Origin of the sequence: Enterobacter sp. Cy-643 (assembly GCF_011752815.1) — a bacterium.
Taxonomy (GTDB): Bacteria; Pseudomonadota; Gammaproteobacteria; order Enterobacterales; family Enterobacteriaceae; genus Cedecea.
In genome coordinates, this window is sequence record NZ_VWWV01000004.1 from 232349 (window position 1) to 251107 (window position 18759).

Genomic DNA, 18759 nt, shown 5'->3' on the forward strand with positions numbered 1-18759 from the left:
AATCCTTCATTAACCCATATCAAATACTACGTTTTACAGAATTATTCAGCGGTCGTAAAGTGAACGCACATTCCCACTGACTGAGATAACTCCATGAAATCAGAGAATATGTATATTGTTTGGGCGCACCCGCGCAGTGAGTCGCTAACCGCGCAGGTGGTGCAGGAAATTCAGGGCGAGGCGACCGAGCGCGGCATTAACGTCTCCTCCCTGGATCTGTACCGCAGCGGCTTTAACCCGGCGCTGGGCGTGGAAGACGAGCCGGACTGGAACAACCCACAGAAGCAGTACTCCCCGGACGTTCACCGTCTGTTTGGCGAGTTAGAAGATAAAGACACCCTGGTGGTGGTCTTTCCTGTGTGGTGGTACAGCTTCCCGGCCATGCTCAAAGGTTATCTGGATCGCGTGTGGAATTACGGCCTGGGCTACGGGCCAGGCAGCACGCTGGGAAATAAGAAAATCCGCTGGGTGGCGCTGGTCGGCGGTTCACAGGCCGGTTTTGTGAAATATGGCTGGGAAGAAAACATGGCCGATTATATTCACGGCTCAATGGGGTATCTGGGCGTGGAAGATGCAAAAATCGACTTTCTTTATAACACCATCGGCGTGGAAGAGGGGATTGGCGACAGCGACGCACATTACCAGCAGCTGTTTGCTCAGGCGCGCGGCATTGTCGCGGATTTAGATAACTAACTTTTCATTCCAGCGCGGCATTCAACGTCGCGCTTTCTGCCAGCCGCTTCGCTGTAATTTACTTTCATCCCTTTCTTGCCCGCCGTTTATTGTCAACGCCCAGATTTTAACTGGATCACATTAGGGTTAATCTGCTTAAAAATACTTTGTGAGTTAGATCACAAATAAATAACAAAGATGTCATAACTAAATGTGATGTTGGTCACATTAAAGGGTCAATCAGGGTTAAAAATTCCACGGTGTACTTTTTTTACACTGCAGTTGTGTGATCGTGATCACTCAATGCGGATGGGTTATCCCTGAATATTAGTGATCTAAATCACATAATTGGGCGGCTGCTGGACAGCTTAACGATTCAGTGCCAGATTCGCGTCACTTTACTGCATAAGGCCGGCGACCCTGCCGCTACGTTAACAATAAACCTCGGGCTGCTTTTCAGCGCGGAACACCAACAAGGGGTATGTGTATGTCATCCGATATCAAGATCAAAGTGCAAAGCTTTGGTCGTTTCCTCAGCAATATGGTTATGCCAAATATCGGGGCGTTTATCGCCTGGGGTATTATCACGGCCTTATTTATTCCTACCGGATGGTTGCCAAACGAAACGCTGGCGAAGCTGGTAGGCCCGATGATCACTTACCTGCTGCCGCTGCTGATCGGCTTTACCGGTGGTCGCCTGATTGGCGGTGACCGCGGCGGCGTGGTGGGTGCGATTACGACTATGGGCGTTATCGTCGGGGCTGATATGCCGATGTTCCTCGGCGCAATGATTGCGGGTCCTCTGGGCGGCTGGGCAATCAAGCACTTCGACAAATGGGTCGACGGTAAAATCAAATCCGGCTTTGAAATGCTGGTGAACAACTTCTCTGCCGGTATCATCGGGATGATCCTGGCGATTCTGGCGTTCCTCGGCATCGGCCCTGCGGTTGAAGTCCTGTCCAAAGTTCTGGCGGCAGGCGTTAACTTCATGGTTGTGCACGACATGCTGCCGCTGGCATCTATCTTCGTAGAACCAGCCAAAATCCTGTTCCTGAACAACGCCATCAACCACGGTATCTTCTCCCCGCTGGGTATTCAGCAGTCCCACGAGCTGGGCAAATCCATCTTCTTCCTGATTGAAGCGAACCCGGGTCCGGGTATGGGTGTTCTGCTGGCGTACATGTTCTTCGGGCGCGGTAACGCCAAGCAGTCTGCGGGCGGCGCGGCTATCATTCACTTCCTGGGCGGTATCCACGAAATTTACTTCCCGTATGTGCTGATGAACCCACGTTTGATCCTGGCCGTTATCCTCGGCGGCATGACCGGCGTGTTCACCCTGACCGTGCTGAACGGCGGCCTGGTATCTCCGGCGTCCCCAGGTTCCATCCTGGCGGTGCTGGCGATGACCCCGAAAGGCGCGTACTTCGCTAACATCGCGGCCATCTGTGCGGCAATGGTTGTCTCCTTCGTGGTCTCCGCCATCCTGCTGAAAACCAGCAAGGTGAAAGAAGAAGACGACATCGAAGCTGCGGCTCGCCGTATGCAGGAAATGAAAGCAGAATCTAAAGGTGGTGCAGCGCCGCTGGCGGTAGGTGCAGGCCTGTCTAATGATCTGAGCCACGTGCGTAAAATCATCGTAGCCTGCGACGCAGGGATGGGCTCCAGCGCCATGGGCGCAGGCGTGCTGCGTAAGAAAGTGAACGATGCTGGCCTGAAAAACATCTCCGTGACTAACTGCGCGATCAACAGCCTGCCGGACGACGTTGACCTGGTGATTACCCACCGCGACCTGACCGAGCGTGCGATGCGCCAGGTGCCGCAGGCGCAGCATATCTCCCTGACCAACTTCCTCGACAGCAGCCTCTACGCCAACCTGGTTGAGCGTCTGGTGGCTTCCCAGAACCTGAGTCAGAAAGAAGAAAAAGTCATGCACAGCCTGGAAGACAGCTTTGTTTCCAGCGAAGACGCGGTGTTCAAGCTGGGCGCGGGTAACGTGTTCCTGGGCCTGAAAGCCAGCAACAAAGAAGAAGCGATTCGCTTTGCCGGTGAGCAGCTGGTGAACGGCGGCTACGTGCAGCCGGAATACGTGGACGCGATGTTTGAGCGCGAAAAACTGACCCCGACCTACCTGGGCGAAGGTATTGCGGTTCCTCACGGCACCGTGGAAGCGAAAGACCGCGTGCTGAAAACCGGCGTGGTGTTCTGCCAGTACCCTGAAGGCGTTCACTTCGGTGAAGAGCCGGAAGACGTGGCCCGCCTGGTGATCGGTATTGCTGCCCGCAATAACGAACACATCCAGGTGATCACCAGCCTGACCAACGCGCTGGATGATGAGTCGGTGATTGAGCGCCTGGCGCACACCACCAGCGTCCAGGAAGTGCTGGATTTGCTGGCCGGTAAGAAATAAGAGCCTCACCCCGATCCTCTCCCTAAAAGGGAGAGGAAGTAAAAAGGGGCGGTTCTGGATGTACCCTCTCCCCAAAGGGGAGAGGGCTAGGGTGAGGGGATTCGCATACAGTATCCTTACCCCAGCCCTCACGGGTGAAATAATCAGGAAGGTTAACGCAATGAAAGCATTACATTTTGGTGCAGGTAATATCGGTCGTGGCTTTATCGGTAAACTGCTGGCGGACGCCGGTCTGCAGCTGACTTTTGCCGACGTAAACCAGGTGGTTCTGGATGCCCTGAACGCGCGTCACAGCTACCAGGTTCACGTAGTCGGCGAGCAGCAGCAGATTGATACCGTCTCCAACGTGAATGCCGTCAGCAGCATCGGTGACGACGTTGTGGCCCTTATCGCTCAGGTCGACCTGGTAACCACCGCCGTCGGCCCGGTTGTGCTGGAGCGCATCGCGCCAACGCTTGCCAAAGGCCTGGAGCTGCGCCGCGCGAACGGCAACGAAACGCCGCTGAACATCATCGCCTGTGAAAACATGGTGCGTGGCACCAGCCAGCTGAAAGAGCACGTCAAGAAAGCGCTGTCTGCTGACGCGTGGGCGTGGGTAGAGCAGCACGTTGGCTTTGTCGATTCTGCGGTTGACCGCATCGTTCCGCCGTCTGAATCCGCCACTCACGATCCGCTGGAAGTGACCGTGGAGACTTTCAGCGAGTGGATTGTCGATAAAACCCAGTTTAAAGGTGACCTGCCGAACATTCCTGGTATGGAACTTACTGATAATCTTATGGCGTTTGTCGAGCGCAAGCTCTTCACGCTGAATACCGGGCATGCTATAACCGCGTACCTCGGTCAGCTGGCCGGGCACCAGACTATCCGCGATGCCATTCTTGATGAGAAAGTGCGCGCCGTAGTGAAAGGGGCGATGGAAGAGAGCGGCGCGGTACTGATTAAGCGCTACGGCTTTGAAGCCGACAAACATGCCGCGTACATCAAGAAAATCCTCGGTCGTTTCGAAAACCCGTATCTGAAGGATGACGTGGAACGCGTTGGCCGCCAGCCGCTGCGTAAACTCAGCGCGGGTGACCGCCTGGTTAAGCCGCTGCTTGGGACGATTGAGTACGGTTTGCCTCACGCTAACCTGATCAAAGGGATTGCGGCGGCAATGCACTACCACAGCGAGCAGGATCCGCAGGCGCAGGAGCTGAAGCAGCTTCTGGCAGATAAAGGCCCGCAGGCGGCGCTGGCGGAAGTGTCCGGTCTGGATGCGAACAGCGAAGCCGTGACTGAGGCGGTGAAGGCGTATAACGCCATAGCATAACCCTATGCAGGCGCGGTGGATGCCGCGCCTGAAACATGTTTAGTGATGCAGGCAAAAATGGAAGAAACCCAGGCCTTTGAAAACCGCGTGCTTGAGCGACTGAATGCCGGCAAAACCGTACGAAGCCTGCTGATTGCTGCCGTCGAGCTGTTAACCGAAGCGGTAAATATCCTGGTGCTGCAGGTGTTCCGCAAGGACGACTACGCGGTGAAATATGCGGTTGAGCCACTGCTGGACGGCGACGGCCCGCTGGGCGACCTGTCGGTACGCCTGAAGCTTATCTACGGGCTGGGCGTACTGAATCGCGCTGAGTACGAAGACTGCGAGCTGCTCATGGCGCTCCGGGAAGAGCTGAACCACGACGGCAACGAATACAGCTTCACCGATGATGAAATGCTTGGCCCGTTTGGCGAACTGCACTGCGTGACGGCGCTGCCGCCGACGCCGACCTTCGTGGACGGCAGCGATCCTGAACTGCTGGCGATGCAGCGTCAGCGCTACATGCAAATAGTCCGGTCCACGATGGTACTTTCTCTGACAGAGCTGATCTCAAGGATCAGCTTAAAAAAAGCCTTCCAAAAATAGCCGCCTTTCGCCCTGTCCCTCAGGATCGTGTATCCTTGCCAGCAAGCCATCTTTATTCACGGTAAGTCAAAATGAAAGAAATCGAAAAAGCAGAAATTAAACGCCTTAGCGACCGTCTGGACGCTATCCGCCACGAAATGCCAGGCCTGCACCTGATCAACGAAGCGGAAAAATATGCCGAACTGGAAAAAGAGCGGCAGAAGCTGGAAATCGAAATCGCTCGCCTGCAGGCGGTGCGTAACCAGAAGCTGAGCAAAGAAGCGCAGAAGCTGGTAGCGCTGCCGTACAAGCGTGCGATTACCAAAAAAGAGCAGGCCGATATGGGCAAGCTCAAGAAAAGCGTGCGTGGCCTGGTGATTGTCCACCCGATGACCGCCCTGGGTCGCGAGATGGAACTGACCGAAATGACCGGTTTTTCCCGCACGGAATTCTGACCGCGCTCTCTTTTCGGTGAAATAAGCCGATAAAATCTGCCTCATCAGCCTGTTAAATCCACACCTGGCTCTATAGTTAAGTGCCGGGTGTAGATTTCTTCTGCCCCAGACCCACCACTGGACAATTTGCCCGCTTCACCGCGAAGCCGCAGGGATCGCCCACCCGTTGTTTATCTTTCTTGCTGCGAGAGTAAACATGAAAAATAAGGCTTTGACTCTGGTTCCTGTCTTTCTGGCCGGTTTAACCGGCGCGCTCCCCTTTTCCGCCATTGCCGCCTGTTCGTCGTCAGCGCCGAATAGCGGAGACACCGTGACCTGTAGCGGCTCGGGTATTCCGCCCGTGGTAGCCACCACCGGCAGCAATAACGTCACGATTAACCTCGACTCAACCACCGCTGGAAGCTATTCGCTGCCCGCTCAGGCGACGCCGTTTTCGGTGGACAGCGGCAGCGCGATGACTAACGGTGGGGCGCTCACTCTGTCTGGGAACGGTACTGGCGTGGCGAACCGTGGGGCGCTGCTGCTTGGCGTGAACAACGGTAACACGCTGACCAACGGCGTGACGGGCACGCTGACCACTACCGGCGCCTACAACGACGGTATGGCGGCCAACGGCAATAACAACACGCTGATCAACAACGGCACCATCACCACCAGCGGCAGCAATTCATACGGCATGACCGCCGCCTGGGGGCAAAGCAATCCAGGGGCGGCGGGGAATACCATCACGAATACCGGGACGGTCTCGACATCGGGGAATAACGCCAGGGCTATTTCGCTGCTGGGCGGCAGCGGCACGGTGAACAACAGTGGGACGCTGACCACGTCCGGGCGGGACGCGCCCACGGTGTTTTTGCAGGGCAACAACGCCACGCTAAATAACAGCGGCCTGATTCAGACCACGGGAACCGCGTCCTCCAGCGGCAGCGTGGACGGCGTGGTAGCCAACACGCTCGGCAGCAGCTTTAACACCACGATCAATAACCTGGCCGGCGGGCAGATCGTCAGCAATAACGGCATCGGTATTCGTTCGACTAACGGTAATATCACCATCACCAACGCCGGGCTGATTCAGGGCGGAAGCGGCACGGCAATTCTGAGCGGCAACGGCAGCATTTCGCTGATCCTCCAGACCGGCTCACAAATTGTTGGCCTGGCGGACGGCGGACGGGGAAACAACAGCGTGACGCTGGAAGGATCGGGAACGGCCTCCAACGCCTTCACCAATTTCCAGACGCTGACCATGACCGGCAGCGACTGGACCTGGGCGGGTTCCGGCGCGTTTACCACCGCCCTGGTGCAGAGCGGTACGCTGGATCTTACCGGCACGCTCGGCACCAGCCTCGCTTCAGTGACGGCCTCGGTCAGCAACGGCGCGACGCTGCAGGCAAACTCAACCAACCTGCCGCTGTCGGTCACTAACGACGGGCTGGTGCGTTTCCTGCAAAACAGCGACGGCAGCTATTCCGGGGCGATGACTGGCCGTGGAGCCGTTGAGAAAAGCGGCAGCGGCCTGCTGCAGGTGACGGGCACTAACAGCTACAGCGGGGGAACGACGCTGAGCGGCGGCACGCTGCAGGCCGCCGCAGACAGTGCGCTCGGTGCGGCTGCAGGTGGGCTTATCTTTAACGGGGGCATGCTTCAGCTCGGCAGTTCGTTCGATCTTGCGCCATCCCGGGCGGTATCAGTCACCGCCAGCAATGGGACGTTCGATACGCAGGGGTTCACCTCCGTTGTCGGGCAGGGCATTACGGGGGCCGGGGCGTTAACCAAACTGGGCAGCGGGACGCTGGTGCTCAACGGCCTTAATCGCTATGCGGGCGGTACGGCAATTAAGGCGGGTACGCTGGTTGTGGGTGACAGCCCTCAAGCTTCTGCGGCAGCGGCAGGCGGAGCAAAGGTTGCCGCAGGCGCCACGCTGGGTGGCTACGGCACGGTAAACGGAGACGTGACGAACAGCGGCACGCTGGCAGTGGCCAATGCGCTACCGTTTCTCTCCGCTGGCCCACAGGGCAATTTCCAGATCAACGGCAATCTGACCAACGCGGGGCTTGTGCAGCTCGGTGGCAGCGGGGTGGGGAACAGCCTGACCGTCGCGGGCAACTACAGCGGCCAGAATGGCGTGATTGCGCTGAATACGGTGCTGGCAGGCGATGGAGCCGCGTCTGACAAGCTTATCCTTAGCGGCGGCAGCGCTTCGGGCAACAGCACGCTGAAAGTCACCAATATCGGCGGCGCCGGGGCGCAAACTCTGTCCGATGGTATTCAGGTCGTTCAGGTCACTAACGGCGCGACCAGCACGGTGAATGCCTTCAGTCTCTCGGGGGGCACCGTCAGCGCCGGGGCATATTCTTATTATCTCGCCAAAGGCGGCGTCTCTGACGCCAGCGGCGGGAGCTGGTATCTGCGCAACACGGTTGTGCCGGACTCGACAACATCGGTCACTCCGGCGGAAGAAACGCCTGAGTCCATCGTGAATGCCTCTCACGGTGACGAGACGCTGAACGTCTACCGGCCAGAGGTTGCGCTGTATGCCGAAGCGCCAGCCGTTGCCCGCCAGCTTAACCTGCAGCAGATAGACACCTTCCACGATCGTCAGGGCGAGCAGAGTTTGCTGAGCGGCAATAACAAAGCGCCAGCTTTCTGGGCCAGAAGCTGGGGCAGCCACGCGGATATTCATCAAAGCGGGGATGTGAACCCGTCCTTCAACGGCACATTGTGGGGGCTCCAGCTGGGGCAGGATTTGTATACCGCCACAGAGGATAGCGGGGCGACGCATCATTTCGGCATCCTGTTCGGATTCTCCAGAGCGACCGGGGATGTCGACGGCTTTGCGCTGGCAAAACAGGGCATGCGCGTTGGTAAACTACAGCTGAATAACTACACCTACGGCGGCTACTGGACACGGGTTGCAGCCTCCGGCTGGTATACGGACGCAGTATTGATGGGCAGTGCGCTGCGGCTGACGACTAACTCGGTCAACGAGGTGAATGCTTCTTCCAGCGGCAAGGCGGTGACCGGCTCTGTAGAGACGGGGCTGCCCGTTTCCCTCGGCGAAGGGGTGACGCTTGAACCTCAGGCACAGCTGGTCTGGCAAAGAACCTCCCTGGATTCGCTGAATGACGGCGTCTCCGATGTCCGCTGGAACAAGGGCAATACCTGGCAGGGGCGGGTTGGGGCTCGGCTGCAGTGGGCGTTTGAGGCGAGCGGCGTGAGCTGGAAGCCTTATCTGCGCGCTAACGTACTGCGGTCATTCGGCCAGGATGATGAAACAGCTTTCGATGGCAGCACAACGATCGCCAGCAATGTCGGGCAAACGGCCGGGCAGATTGGCGCGGGACTGGTGGCACAGGTTAGCCAGAACAGCAGCCTTTATGCCACGACGGGCTACCTGACTAACTTTGGCGGCGAGCGTCAGCGCGTAGTGACCGGCAATGTCGGCGTGCGCTGGCATTGGTGACTACCCGGCGGCGCCCGGGCTTTGCCGGCGCCGCTTTTAATCGGGTTACTTTGTTTTCAGTTTTTTTGAAAGAGATGAGCGAATTGTTCCGCTAACAAACAAAACGCTGCGGCGCTATTCTTATCTCATCGAAGGCAGTCAGCCTTCCAACTAAACAAAATGCAAAGGTAACCATCATGAAAAGCATCAAATATTTTGCCGTAGTTATGACTCTCGCTGCTTCCTTCTCCGGCTTTGCGGCGGAAACCCAGCCAGCTGTCAGCCAGAAAATGGGCACCGTATCGGTAAGCGGCGCTTCTAACCTCGACAGCCTGCAACACCAGCTGCAGCAGAAAGCCGAGCAGGCAGGCGCGAAGTCTATCCGCATTGTTTCCGCCGGCGGTGATAACAAAATGTACGGCGTGGCTGAAATCTACAACTAAGTCTTGAATCACGCAGTATGGGCCGCCTCGAGCGGCCCGTGTTTTATCTGAACTCTCGCGCCAACAGGCCAAAAATCCAGTCATCCTGCCAGCGCTTATGCAGCCAGTAGTTTTCCCGCAGCGTACCTTCCTGCTGAAACCCCACTTTCTCCAGCACTTTCTTTGACGGAATATTTCCGGCGGTGACCGTGGCCACAAGCTTGCGGATGCCAACCTCCGCAAATGCAAAGGCGCACACCTCGTACAGCGATTCATAACCGTAGCCCTGACCGTGAAACGACGGGTCGAGTAAAAAACCGACTTCCGCAATGTCGTCCTCGCGCAGGATAAAGCCGGTGACGCCAATCGGCACGCCGGTTTTGCGGTGGCGCATCGTCATGCAGAGCCAGTGGTTGCTGCCCGGCTGCCATTCGGGAAGACGGGCGTCGAAAGCGTGACGGATCTCATCCTCGGTTCGGTTTTCCGCGACGTAGCGCATAACGTCCGGCTGCTGTTGCAGGTAGCGGAATAATGGCCAGTCGGCCTCAACGATCTGATCGAGCGCCAGGCGCGGCGTCAAAAGCGTCGGCATGACGTTAATCCACAATAAACAGGACGGCACCGGATGCCGTTGAGGAGCGGTGAGGCTCCGCGCCGTCGGCCACCTGGTAGCTCATGCCCGGGGTCAGCGTAAACTGGCGACCATCTTCCAGCTCAGTTTGCAGCTCGCCCTTCAGGCACAGCAGAACGTGCCCTTTTTGACACCAGTGATCGGCCAGATAGCCTGCGGTGTATTCCACCATGCGCACGCGGATCGGGCCAAACTGCTGCGTGCGCCATAGCGCTTTGCCGGTAATGCCGGGGTGTTCGGTGGGGATTATCGCTGCCCAGTCGGTGGTATTAAAAGGCAGATCGGTGATGTTCATACGGCTCCTGCTCATTGTTGCGGTTGTGTTGTTCTCCTTTTGATAGCAGTAAATAAAAAACGGTGCCAGCGTGTGGCACCGCTTATGTGCTAATCCCAGCGTGATAAATCATCCCTCGTCAGCCCCATATCCCTGAGTTGGTTCGGACTCAGCTCGCGCAATGCCCGTAAAGCCCGGCGGCGCTGCCGGCTGCGGCGAAAATACTGGTAAAGCATCACCAGGCCATAAAACGGCCTGCAGGAGTGGTTCTCTTCAAAGCCCATGACGTTATTCCTCGCTGTTTTCCTGGGCTTATCATGCGGCGAGCGGGCAAAAGCAGACAGATTCAAAAATTACTTTTCTTTAACATACAGAAGGGCTAAAACATGAAGTGAATGGCATTTATAGCACCATTCTGTATTGGTTTTTCCTTCTGTATGGTTCCCGGTGAGGATACAGCATGACGCGTTACCAACAGCTCGCCACTCTGCTGGCAGAGCGTATTGAACAAGGCTTATATCAAAGCGGAGAACGCCTGCCTTCGGTGCGTAGTCTGAGTAGCGAACATGGCGTCAGCATCAGCACCGTACAGCAGGCTTATCACGTGCTTGAGGACCGGCAGCTAATCTCCCCTCAACCCCGCTCTGGTTACTACGTTACGCCCCGTAAAGCGGTCCCACCGCTGCCTCGCCTGACCCGCCCGGCGCGCTGGCCGGTGGAAGTCAAACAATGGAGCGAGGTGCTGGAGTTGATCAATTCCCGCCACAGCGAATGTACACCGGGATTTTTCAGCGGTGCGCCGGATCTCACCCAAAGTACCGTCAAGCCACTTTGGCGTGAGATGGGGAGGTTGAGTCAGCATCAGGCCGCCGAGATGCTGGGCTATGACCAAATTCAGGGCACACGAATTTTGCGTGAGCAAATCGCTCGCCTGCTGCTGGACAGCAACTGTGTGGTGAATCCCGAAGATATTGTGATCACTAATGGCTGCCATGAGGCTCTGTCGATTGCCATTCGTGCGGTGTGTGAGCCGGGAGATATCGTTGCGGTTGAGTCGCCGTCGTTTCACGGCACGATGCAGATGCTGCGAGGTTATGGGCTAAAGGTCGTAGAGATTCCTACCGATTCCGCCACAGGGATGAGTCTGGAGGCGCTGGAACTGGTCCTGGAACAGTGGCCGATTAAAGCGATCTTTTTAGTCCCTAATTGCAATAATCCTCAGGGCTTTATCATGCCTGACGCACGTAAAAAAGCGGTGCTCAATCTGGCAAAACGCTATGACATTGCCATCATCGAGGATGATGTTTATGGCGAACTTGCCTACGAGTATCCGCGTCCGATGGCGATTAAATCACTGGATGTAGGGGACTGCGTTTTACTCTGTGGCTCATTTTCCAAAACCCTTGCGCCAGGGTTGCGTATTGGCTGGATTGTCCCCGGCCGCTATCTCGATCGCGTCCTGCATATGAAGTACATCGGCACCGGAAGTACTCCGGTCTTTACACAGCGTGCCATTGCCGGCTTCATTCGCGAAGGTCACTATCACCGCCACCTGAGGCGAATGCGGCAGTATTATCAGCGTAACCTTGAACATTTTACCTGTCGTGTTCGGCAGTATTTTCCCTGCGGGATTTGCGTGAGCCGGCCCCAGGGCGGCTTTCTGCTTTGGGTTGAATTGCCGGAAAGTATCGATGTGGCGCGTTTCAATCGCTTGTTACGTGAGGAAAATATCTACGTTGCTAACGGCTCGCTTTTTTCCGCCTCTGGAAAATATAGCCATTGTATGCGGCTGAACTATGCTTTGCCTCTGGATCCCGCCGCAGAGGCTGTGTTGAGAAAGGTCGGCGAAATCGCCGAACAAGCGCTAGAAAATACCTGACAAAATCGCTCTTTTTATCGCCATTGATTCCCGCCGGGCTGCTTTACACTCGGCTGTAATGGCGAATTTTGGCCTTGGCATTAATAAACATAAAAAAATAGCCGCCTGGGGCGGAAAAAAGCCGTTTTTTCTGCGTTCGGTAGCGTGAAGCCGGACATCGACAAAGGACTATCATGAGCAGCGCAACATTGCAGATGCGGGAGCACTTTGAGACGTGTCTGGGGATTATTCGGCAGGCCTCGCTCCAGATCCTGCCTCTACTGAATATTCGTGCCGCCGAAGGCAAAGATCCGCAATGGTTTTTCCAGCAGCTGGAGCAGGCCCGGATGGCGCTGGGCAGTTGGGGAGCGGTGGCAAAGCGGCTGAACCTTAACGACTCTGAGATTTCACAATTCACGCTGTTGCTGCGCCATTTGCAGCAGCTGGTGCCGCAGTATGAAAGCGGGCAGGAGGTTAGCCAGAATCAGCTCCTCGCCGCCTTGCGCTTCACCAGCTACCTTGAGCATGTGCGGTTCAAGCAGCCGCTGCTGGGCTATTCCACCGAATTATCCTCTGATGTTGATGGCCTGCAGAAAGGCGCCCAGCAGCAAATGCGCGCCATCGAACTGATGCTAAAAGGGCTGGTCAATCAGGCATGGGCAAGCCAGGCGGACCTGGTCAATCAGCTAAAAAGCCAGTTTGGGGCTGACAAAGTTCGCCGCTGGCTGAAGCGGGGTGAGCGGGGCGACGTGCTGAGCGGCATGAAGTTCAGTGAACTGGCGTTGATGCTGGTGGATAAGAAAGAATTCGCCCACCACTACGCAAAAATTTACCAAAACTCGCCTCAGCTGGGTTTTCTTATCGATCAGCGTAAAACCCTGCAAATTTTCCTCGATGGCACCCGTCAAATCCGCAACGATCTGATGCACAAACAGCCGCTGACGACCGTGCAGGTGGCTTTGCTGGATAGCTATTTCGGTGAAATCAGTGGCCCGGTACAGAAAGCCTTCAGTGAAGGCCGCACCAAAGTGAATCCAGCCTCGCTGTTAGACGCGGATGATGCCGCGCTGCAAAGCTACCTTGAGCAGGCCCGTAAAAATCATGGGGCTCAGGGCGGTGACCCGGAAGAGATCAGAGAATCCATTGAGCGTTATGACCCCCGCACGGCCAAAAAACAGCATGATACTACCGACATGATCTCCACCGCGCTGTGGGCATCGGTAGGGATTGTGGTGGTGGCAGTGGCGGTGATTGGTCTCTATCTGTTAAGTGATGCCACTTCAAAACCTGAGGTGACGGCGGCTCCGCCAATAGTGACTACGCCGGTGCAGCAGAAAGAGCGGCCGGAATCCAACAGCCCGCGGGATATGCTTGCCAATATGGGCATCACCTGGGACGAAAATAACCTGCGGGCGGCGATTAACCGTAATGACGCGCGTATTGTGCGCCTGTTTATGCAGGGTGGGATGAACTGGAAAGTCTATTTTGCCGAGCAGGCGCTGGCGGCGGATGACCGCGATGTGCTGACCATTTTGCTGCAATACCGCCCGCAAATGGACGAAACCCGGCCCTGCCGCAGGCTGATTGGCTCCACCGAGTTAGGCATGAAGAAAGGGCAAAAGCTGACTTCGCTGAGAAAGCAATTCCTCGCCAGCTTCTGCAGTTCAGCCCCGGCAGTACAGCGCCAGAAAGAGGAAGTAGAGCGCGCTCAGCTGCGCCTGGCGGCGCAGAAGCAGCGCTATGAAGATGCGACCGCCCAGGGGCTGGAGCCAGAGCCGGTGGATGAGCAGACCGTCAAAATTCAGCAGGCGATATACAACGCGATGCGCTAGGCGTGCCGGGCAGCCTTCGGGCTGCCCAATGCATTACAGCAGCCCTTTATCACGGAACGTCGCGGCGGTGGCTTCATTCAGATCGTAGCTCGCCAGATCCTGTGGGCTGACCCACGCGTACTGCTCAAATTCTTCGTTAAGGATTATCTCGCGGTTTTCGCTGATGCAGTCGAACATCAGGTAAATCATGTACACCTGCTCCTGGCTGCCGTCGGCGTAGGTTTTCACCCGCACGTCATCGCGGAAGGTCCACGGCTCAATGTGCGAGATAATCAGCGCTTCACCCAGCTCTTCCCGGATCTCACGCCGTAGCCCTTCTGCCATGGTTTCACCCGGCTCAATGCCGCCGCCGGAGAGCGCCCACTGGCCGGGAAACACCCCGCGATCTTGTGGCATTTTGCACAGCAAATATTGGCCCTGGTTCTGGATAATCGGACAGGCAATCACTCTTTGTCGCATGGTCATCTCCCTGAAAATAAGCGGCTGAGTTATAGCACAGATACGAAAGAGGGTCTGTGCCGTGACAGACACCTGGGGGAGAATTTTATCCGTTAATACAATAATATTTTTATAATAATTTCATTCAATATATTAATTAGATGAATGCATAAAGATAAATAAAGTAATTTTGTTTTATGTTGTGAGTGAAAATAATGATTGAGGTCTAAGTTTTACTGCAAATATAAAAAATGTGACGCGCCATATGTATCTGCCGCTTATCATAAGTGACGCTCAAGATGAGTCTCGTTAACAATATACCAGGAAGGTCTTTATGCCGGCACTTCAGTTTCCCTGTACGATATTCAAAACCCAGAAAAAGATGGATGACTATACCGCCAGCGATATGCACTGCGGCGATCTGTCCGAAATTGATTTGAGGGCGCGGTTTCATCTGTTAGACGTTTCCACCAGAGTGAACCCTTACACGTTAACGGCAATCAGCCCCTTCAGCCAGCCGCACTCAATGTTCCATGGCTCCCGAGGAGAAGGTAAAAAACTGACCCAGAGGGAGTGTGCAGAGATCCTTTTTGATGAGTTTCGGCACCTATCCCGTCCGTTTGCGTGTCACCCCCCTTACAACATGCTGATTAAGCTGATGATTTCCCATATGCAGAAAAATAGCGACAAATCGTTCTGCCATCCATTACTGGATAGCGCCTTGAAGGCGCATATTTTAAGTGATAGTTCGTCTGAAAACAGTACAAGGCTCCGTTTGCAGAAAGTTTTCGGACGGTATATTGACTGGGAGAAAGGCTGTTATCCTGCAGAGAATCTGGGGCAACTGACTGAAGCGATTATGTTTGCACGTCTACCAAAATTTGACCGCTTTCAGGATAACTTTAACGGACTGGGCATCACCGTGCACGATACCTGGGCAACACATATCACGATTAAGTCTCTGGTGGTTGGTAAAGCGCGCTATCGTGCCGTTGTGCATTATAAAGTCCAGGACCATTTTGGGCTGGATGATGAGGATATTTCAAAGGTGAAATTTAACCAGTTCCGGTTTTTCCGGATCTGGTTTGTCCTCCAGCGCTACAGCGAGTTTGCCTTTAAACCCTTTATGACCAATATGCAAGCTAGCATTGACATTACCGGGGGGCGAAATGACATTCAAAAATAAGAAAGCACTTTCCTTGCTAGTTTTTGCGAGCTGTGTGTTAGCAGGTTACCTGCTATGGGAGTCACTTCGCCCGGTGGAGATTGTCGCCGTGCATCAGAGAAATTCCTATAGCAGTGTTTTAGTTAAAAATTTCCCTTTTACGAGTAGAGGTAAAATAAACTGGTGGCTGGAAAATAAAGAGATGCTTAAAGCGAAGTATGATATCCCAAGACCTGCATCTTACGGTGGCTATACGATTGATTTTTGGCTATTCGGTGAGGGCTATAAAGAAGAGGGGAAGTATGACCGACTCTGTTTCGATGATATGAAAACAAAAGTTAACTGCATTGATAAGGATGTGGTTTTCATTGTTGACTACAGTAAAAATATGGGGTTAGAGCTCACTGTTAATGGCAGTGTCTACAGGCTGGAAGAAAATGGCAATCTTATAAAAATATATTGAGAGCACTTTTTATTGATGATTAATGTCACGGGGATAATTGATATCACAGGGGGCGCAATGAAATTAAAAAATAAGAAATCACTTTCCTTGCTAGTTGTGGCGAGCTGTGTGTTAGCAGGTTACCTGCTATTGCAGTCATTTCGCCCGGTGGAGATTGTCGCTGTTCATCAGAGAAATACCTATAGCAGTGTTTTAGTTAAAAATTTCCCTTTTACGAAAAAAGGGAAAATAAACTGGTGGCTGGAAAACAAGGATATGCTGAAAGCCAGGTATGATATCCCCAGACCTGCATCCTACGGTGGCTACACTATTATTTTTTGGCTGTTCGGTGAGGGATATAAAGAGGAGGGAAAGTATGATCGACTCTGTTTCGATGATATGGAAACAAAAGTCAACTGCATTGATAAAGATTCAGTTTTTAGAATCAGCAACAGCAAAAATAGAGGGGTTACGTTCACGTTTGATGATGGTATTTATAGGCTGGAAGAAAATGGCAATCTTATAAAGATATATTGATGACCTCTTTTTTATTAATGACTACTGTGGCGGGCGTCATTAAATATGCAGAAAGGAAAAAAATAATGAAGTACTTTCTCTGCTATTCAAGCATAAGAACATCTCTCAGCCCGGCTGGTGAAAATCACACAATCCGGGCTGAGTTTCCTCAACTTGATCTGCAAAACCCTTTAGAAGCGATACTGAATTCCGACGCCATAGGTGTAGCTGTCGTTACTCAGGCCCGCTGACCCGCTGCCCTGGGTCCAGGTTTCCCCGGTATTATTATCGTGGGTTTTGGTTGAAGCTTTTGCTTCAGCAAAACGTGTCCAGGTTAATTCCGTGTACAGCCGGGTATTTGGTGTGACGTAATAACCGGCCGAGACGGTTGCAGCGTAATAATTGGAATGGCTACTTTTTTCGCTAAAGCTCAGCTGACGCATATAGTGCTCGTCATTATCCTGCGCGTTAACCAGCGGGCTGAATTTAAATTGCCCTGCAATATCAAAATCCTGATAGCGATAGCTGCTGGTCAGCCCAATATACGGCACGCTGAATTTCTGGCTATAACCAATCCCCGGTTTCCCGGCAGGGAATTCACCGACAAGTGCACCGTTGAAATAATTATATGAGCCGCCTCTGGCCGTCCAGCTATAGCGTGTTTCCTGGTAACCGGTGACGATGCCGAGATTATAAGTCGGTTCCTTCAACAGCCAGCCGGTCAGGTTGAGATCGAACTGATTGGCGTAATTCAGGCTGGTATCAGGGTGGGTGGATTTGTCACTCCAGCGGCTCTGGCCAGGCGTTTGCCAGTCATAGTCGGACATATGTGAGCCGCGAGAGGCGAAGGTTGTCCAGCCGTTAGCATTGAGGGTGATGTAGCGCTGTGCGTCCCAGCTAATACCGCCTTTAATAATAGGGGTATTTTTTATTTTCCATTTTAGTTCACTTAATTTACTGCCATCGCCTTGATTATAAACGAGCTCTTTAGATTCTCCGTTTAAAACGCTGGTGGAAATATTCGTGGTAACTGCATCGGGTGAAAAATTAAAGCTGGTTGAAGCGAGCAGCGCCGGGCTAAACAGCAATGCGGCGGCTACAGGCAGGTATTTTTGCTTGTGCATGATGTATCGTTCTGTTTTCTATCACATTGGTTTGGTGTTGCAAAAAATAAACCTGTACGGACAGGTATAAGGCCGTAAGGATTTATTGTTGCGCGATAAATTATGTTGTTGAAAATTATTATTAGTTTGTCTTGCCAGGCAAAACGGAAGCTATTTTATGGACCGTTCCTTGACAGGGGAAAGATTATTTTCTACCGGCTAATATTTGAGCGGTGAATCGTTTGATTTTAAAGAAAATTAAAATTGTAGCTTTTTGTTACAAGGATATATCATAACTATTCATATGTATTTATTGAAGAAATTTAACTTAAGTCGCGTTTAGTGAATTTAAATATGTAAGCGAACTAATAATTATTTGGCGATGAAAGCTCTGCTGCCCGTAGCATATTCATTTCATTCTCTTTTTTACAGGGTACGCGCTACCGTGCGGCTGAGCACTCGGCGTAATATCGATAAAACGTTAAGCTGCTACCCTGCAGACCGACACTACACACTTTGACCAGGAATGACTTATGGAGCCGTTACTGACCACCCCGCGCCTGACGCTGCGCAAGTTTACCCGTGCCGATTTACCCGTTTTTATTGAATACCGCAACCAGCCGGAAGTCGCTCGCTACCAAAGCTGGGACGACTTCAGCCAGGCCGATGCCGAGGCGTTCTATGCCCAGCAAGAGCCGCTGGACTTTAATACCGACGAAAGCTGGTTCCAGATTGCGGTGGTGCGCAGTGAAGACCAGCGTTTATTGGGTGACGTTGCCGTGCACTTTTTTGATGAAGGCCAGCAGGCAGAGTTAGGGATGACCTTTGACGAACGCCATCAGCGTCAGGGCTTTGCTTTTGAAGCTTTGCGCGGCACGATTGATCTGTTGTTCACCACCTTCAACAAGCATCGCCTGGTGGCGACGGTTGATGCCAGGAATGACGCCGCCGCTGGCCTGCTGGAAAAGCTAGGTTTTCGTCGCGAAGCACATTTTCACAAGAATATTTTCTTTAAAGGTGAGTGGGGGGATGAATATGCCTATGCGCTATTGCGCAGCGAGTGGAAATAAACAATGGCCTGCTTAGCGGGCCATTATTGTTATTTCACAGCAATAATAGCCAAAATAGTCGTGAGCTACTGCAATATTCACCGATCGTTATTTTATGATTTTGTGCGTTTTAATTTAGCACCCAAGGCGATGTTTAGCTTTTGTTTAACTTTTAATTTACAT

18 protein-coding genes are annotated in these 18759 nt (G+C 53.6%); 13 read left to right on the plus strand and 5 right to left on the minus strand.

The window, feature by feature from the left end:
• Nucleotides 1–93 precede the first annotated feature (93 nt).
• The 7 genes from F3J29_RS17080 to F3J29_RS17110 all read left to right on the plus strand — a co-directional run bounded on the left by F3J29_RS17080 (nucleotide 94) and on the right by F3J29_RS17110 (nucleotide 9289).
• Nucleotides 94–693, plus strand: a complete 600-nt coding sequence (locus F3J29_RS17080) for an NAD(P)H oxidoreductase (protein WP_166867862.1) — start codon at nucleotides 94–96, stop codon at nucleotides 691–693.
• Between the two features lie 466 nt (nucleotides 694–1159).
• The gene (locus F3J29_RS17085; protein WP_008458694.1) at nucleotides 1160–3079 is read left to right on the plus strand and encodes a PTS mannitol transporter subunit IICBA; all 1920 of its coding nucleotides are present in this window, start codon (nucleotides 1160–1162) and stop codon (nucleotides 3077–3079) included.
• Nucleotides 3080–3239: 160 nt separating this feature from the next.
• Nucleotides 3240–4388, plus strand: coding sequence for a mannitol-1-phosphate 5-dehydrogenase (mtlD, locus tag F3J29_RS17090; protein WP_166867864.1), 1149 nt, complete (start codon nucleotides 3240–3242; stop codon nucleotides 4386–4388).
• Between the two features lie 45 nt (nucleotides 4389–4433).
• On the plus strand, nucleotides 4434–4973 hold the full coding sequence (gene mtlR / locus F3J29_RS17095; protein WP_008458691.1) for a mannitol operon repressor MtlR: 540 nt from the start codon (nucleotides 4434–4436) through the stop codon (nucleotides 4971–4973).
• A gap of 71 nt (nucleotides 4974–5044) precedes the next feature.
• Nucleotides 5045–5407, plus strand: a complete 363-nt coding sequence (locus F3J29_RS17100) for a YibL family ribosome-associated protein (RefSeq protein ID WP_008458687.1) — start codon at nucleotides 5045–5047, stop codon at nucleotides 5405–5407.
• A 196-nt stretch (nucleotides 5408–5603) separates the two neighbouring features.
• Nucleotides 5604–8867 carry an autotransporter family protein gene (locus F3J29_RS17105; protein WP_205246830.1) on the plus strand — a complete coding sequence of 1088 codons (3264 nt, stop codon included), beginning with the start codon at nucleotides 5604–5606 and terminating at the stop codon, nucleotides 8865–8867.
• A 176-nt stretch (nucleotides 8868–9043) separates the two neighbouring features.
• A complete protein-coding gene (locus F3J29_RS17110; RefSeq protein WP_008458685.1) occupies nucleotides 9044–9289 on the plus strand; it encodes a YdgH/BhsA/McbA family protein in 246 nt (81 codons plus the stop codon).
• Between the two features lie 43 nt (nucleotides 9290–9332).
• Here the strand turns inward: F3J29_RS17110 and F3J29_RS17115 are convergent, their stop codons facing one another.
• The 3 genes from F3J29_RS17115 to F3J29_RS17125 form a co-directional block, all read right to left on the minus strand.
• Nucleotides 9333–9860, minus strand: a complete 528-nt coding sequence (locus F3J29_RS17115) for a GNAT family N-acetyltransferase (RefSeq protein WP_166867866.1) — start codon at nucleotides 9858–9860, stop codon at nucleotides 9333–9335.
• 4 nt (nucleotides 9861–9864) lie between these two features.
• Nucleotides 9865–10194 (minus strand): DHCW motif cupin fold protein, encoded by a 330-nt coding sequence (locus F3J29_RS17120; RefSeq protein ID WP_166867868.1) that lies wholly within the window; start codon nucleotides 10192–10194, stop codon nucleotides 9865–9867.
• An 89-nt stretch (nucleotides 10195–10283) separates the two neighbouring features.
• Nucleotides 10284–10457 (minus strand): YjiS-like domain-containing protein, encoded by a 174-nt coding sequence (locus F3J29_RS17125; RefSeq protein ID WP_166867870.1) that lies wholly within the window; start codon nucleotides 10455–10457, stop codon nucleotides 10284–10286.
• 176 nt (nucleotides 10458–10633) lie between these two features.
• Here F3J29_RS17125 and F3J29_RS17130 point away from each other — a divergent pair, with 176 nt between their 5' ends.
• Nucleotides 10634–12052, plus strand: coding sequence for an aminotransferase-like domain-containing protein (locus F3J29_RS17130; protein WP_166867872.1), 1419 nt, complete (start codon nucleotides 10634–10636; stop codon nucleotides 12050–12052).
• A 173-nt stretch (nucleotides 12053–12225) separates the two neighbouring features.
• Nucleotides 12226–13863, plus strand: a complete 1638-nt coding sequence (locus F3J29_RS17135) for an STY4199 family HEPN domain-containing protein (RefSeq protein WP_166867874.1) — start codon at nucleotides 12226–12228, stop codon at nucleotides 13861–13863.
• Nucleotides 13864–13896: 33 nt separating this feature from the next.
• On the opposite strand, the gene nudI is transcribed toward F3J29_RS17135, so the two are convergent.
• Nucleotides 13897–14322 carry a nucleoside triphosphatase NudI gene (nudI, locus tag F3J29_RS17140; protein ID WP_166867876.1) on the minus strand — a complete coding sequence of 142 codons (426 nt, stop codon included), beginning with the start codon at nucleotides 14320–14322 and terminating at the stop codon, nucleotides 13897–13899.
• A gap of 313 nt (nucleotides 14323–14635) precedes the next feature.
• Here nudI and F3J29_RS17145 point away from each other — a divergent pair, with 313 nt between their 5' ends.
• From F3J29_RS17145 to F3J29_RS17155, 3 genes are read left to right on the plus strand one after another with little or no spacing between them, the layout of a single operon-like run.
• Entirely contained in the window at nucleotides 14636–15487 is an 852-nt protein-coding gene (locus F3J29_RS17145; RefSeq protein ID WP_166867878.1) for a YPO3983 family protein, read from the plus strand.
• Complete coding sequence (locus F3J29_RS17150) at nucleotides 15471–15929, plus strand: DUF943 family protein (RefSeq protein ID WP_166867880.1); 459 nt, start codon at nucleotides 15471–15473, stop codon at nucleotides 15927–15929. Before F3J29_RS17145 ends, F3J29_RS17150 begins: the two co-directional genes overlap by 17 nt.
• A 57-nt stretch (nucleotides 15930–15986) precedes the next feature.
• Nucleotides 15987–16445, plus strand: a complete 459-nt coding sequence (locus F3J29_RS17155) for a DUF943 family protein (RefSeq protein ID WP_166867882.1) — start codon at nucleotides 15987–15989, stop codon at nucleotides 16443–16445.
• A gap of 170 nt (nucleotides 16446–16615) precedes the next feature.
• On the opposite strand, the gene F3J29_RS17160 is transcribed toward F3J29_RS17155, so the two are convergent.
• Nucleotides 16616–17548 (minus strand): omptin family outer membrane protease, encoded by a 933-nt coding sequence (locus tag F3J29_RS17160; RefSeq protein ID WP_166867884.1) that lies wholly within the window; start codon nucleotides 17546–17548, stop codon nucleotides 16616–16618.
• A gap of 512 nt (nucleotides 17549–18060) precedes the next feature.
• On the opposite strand from F3J29_RS17160, the gene F3J29_RS17165 reads away from it, so the two are divergent.
• The gene (locus F3J29_RS17165) at nucleotides 18061–18597 is read left to right on the plus strand and encodes a GNAT family N-acetyltransferase (protein ID WP_166867886.1); all 537 of its coding nucleotides are present in this window, start codon (nucleotides 18061–18063) and stop codon (nucleotides 18595–18597) included.
• Nucleotides 18598–18759 lie beyond the last annotated feature (162 nt).

Excerpts from the sequence above, each read along its gene's own strand:
- F3J29_RS17080 (WP_166867862.1), top strand. The coding sequence starts at position 94 with ATGAAATCAGAGAATATGTATATTGTTTGGGCGCACCCGCGCAGTGAG.
- nudI (WP_166867876.1), bottom strand. The coding sequence starts at position 14,322 with ATGCGACAAAGAGTGATTGCCTGTCCGATTATCCAGAACCAGGGCCAA.
- F3J29_RS17145 (WP_166867878.1), top strand. The coding sequence starts at position 14,636 with ATGCCGGCACTTCAGTTTCCCTGTACGATATTCAAAACCCAGAAAAAG.
- F3J29_RS17120 (WP_166867868.1), bottom strand. The coding sequence starts at position 10,194 with ATGAACATCACCGATCTGCCTTTTAATACCACCGACTGGGCAGCGATA.
- F3J29_RS17155 (WP_166867882.1), top strand. The coding sequence starts at position 15,987 with ATGAAATTAAAAAATAAGAAATCACTTTCCTTGCTAGTTGTGGCGAGC.
- F3J29_RS17115 (WP_166867866.1), bottom strand. The coding sequence starts at position 9,860 with ATGCCGACGCTTTTGACGCCGCGCCTGGCGCTCGATCAGATCGTTGAG.
- F3J29_RS17150 (WP_166867880.1), top strand. The coding sequence starts at position 15,471 with ATGACATTCAAAAATAAGAAAGCACTTTCCTTGCTAGTTTTTGCGAGC.
- F3J29_RS17160 (WP_166867884.1), bottom strand. The coding sequence starts at position 17,548 with ATGCACAAGCAAAAATACCTGCCTGTAGCCGCCGCATTGCTGTTTAGC.
- mtlD (WP_166867864.1), top strand. The coding sequence starts at position 3,240 with ATGAAAGCATTACATTTTGGTGCAGGTAATATCGGTCGTGGCTTTATC.
- F3J29_RS17130 (WP_166867872.1), top strand. The coding sequence starts at position 10,634 with ATGACGCGTTACCAACAGCTCGCCACTCTGCTGGCAGAGCGTATTGAA.
- F3J29_RS17135 (WP_166867874.1), top strand. The coding sequence starts at position 12,226 with ATGAGCAGCGCAACATTGCAGATGCGGGAGCACTTTGAGACGTGTCTG.
- F3J29_RS17165 (WP_166867886.1), top strand. The coding sequence starts at position 18,061 with ATGGAGCCGTTACTGACCACCCCGCGCCTGACGCTGCGCAAGTTTACC.
- F3J29_RS17100 (WP_008458687.1), top strand. The coding sequence starts at position 5,045 with ATGAAAGAAATCGAAAAAGCAGAAATTAAACGCCTTAGCGACCGTCTG.
- F3J29_RS17085 (WP_008458694.1), top strand. The coding sequence starts at position 1,160 with ATGTCATCCGATATCAAGATCAAAGTGCAAAGCTTTGGTCGTTTCCTC.
- F3J29_RS17110 (WP_008458685.1), top strand. The coding sequence starts at position 9,044 with ATGAAAAGCATCAAATATTTTGCCGTAGTTATGACTCTCGCTGCTTCC.
- mtlR (WP_008458691.1), top strand. The coding sequence starts at position 4,434 with ATGCAGGCAAAAATGGAAGAAACCCAGGCCTTTGAAAACCGCGTGCTT.
- F3J29_RS17125 (WP_166867870.1), bottom strand. The coding sequence starts at position 10,457 with ATGGGCTTTGAAGAGAACCACTCCTGCAGGCCGTTTTATGGCCTGGTG.
- F3J29_RS17105 (WP_205246830.1), top strand. The coding sequence starts at position 5,604 with ATGAAAAATAAGGCTTTGACTCTGGTTCCTGTCTTTCTGGCCGGTTTA.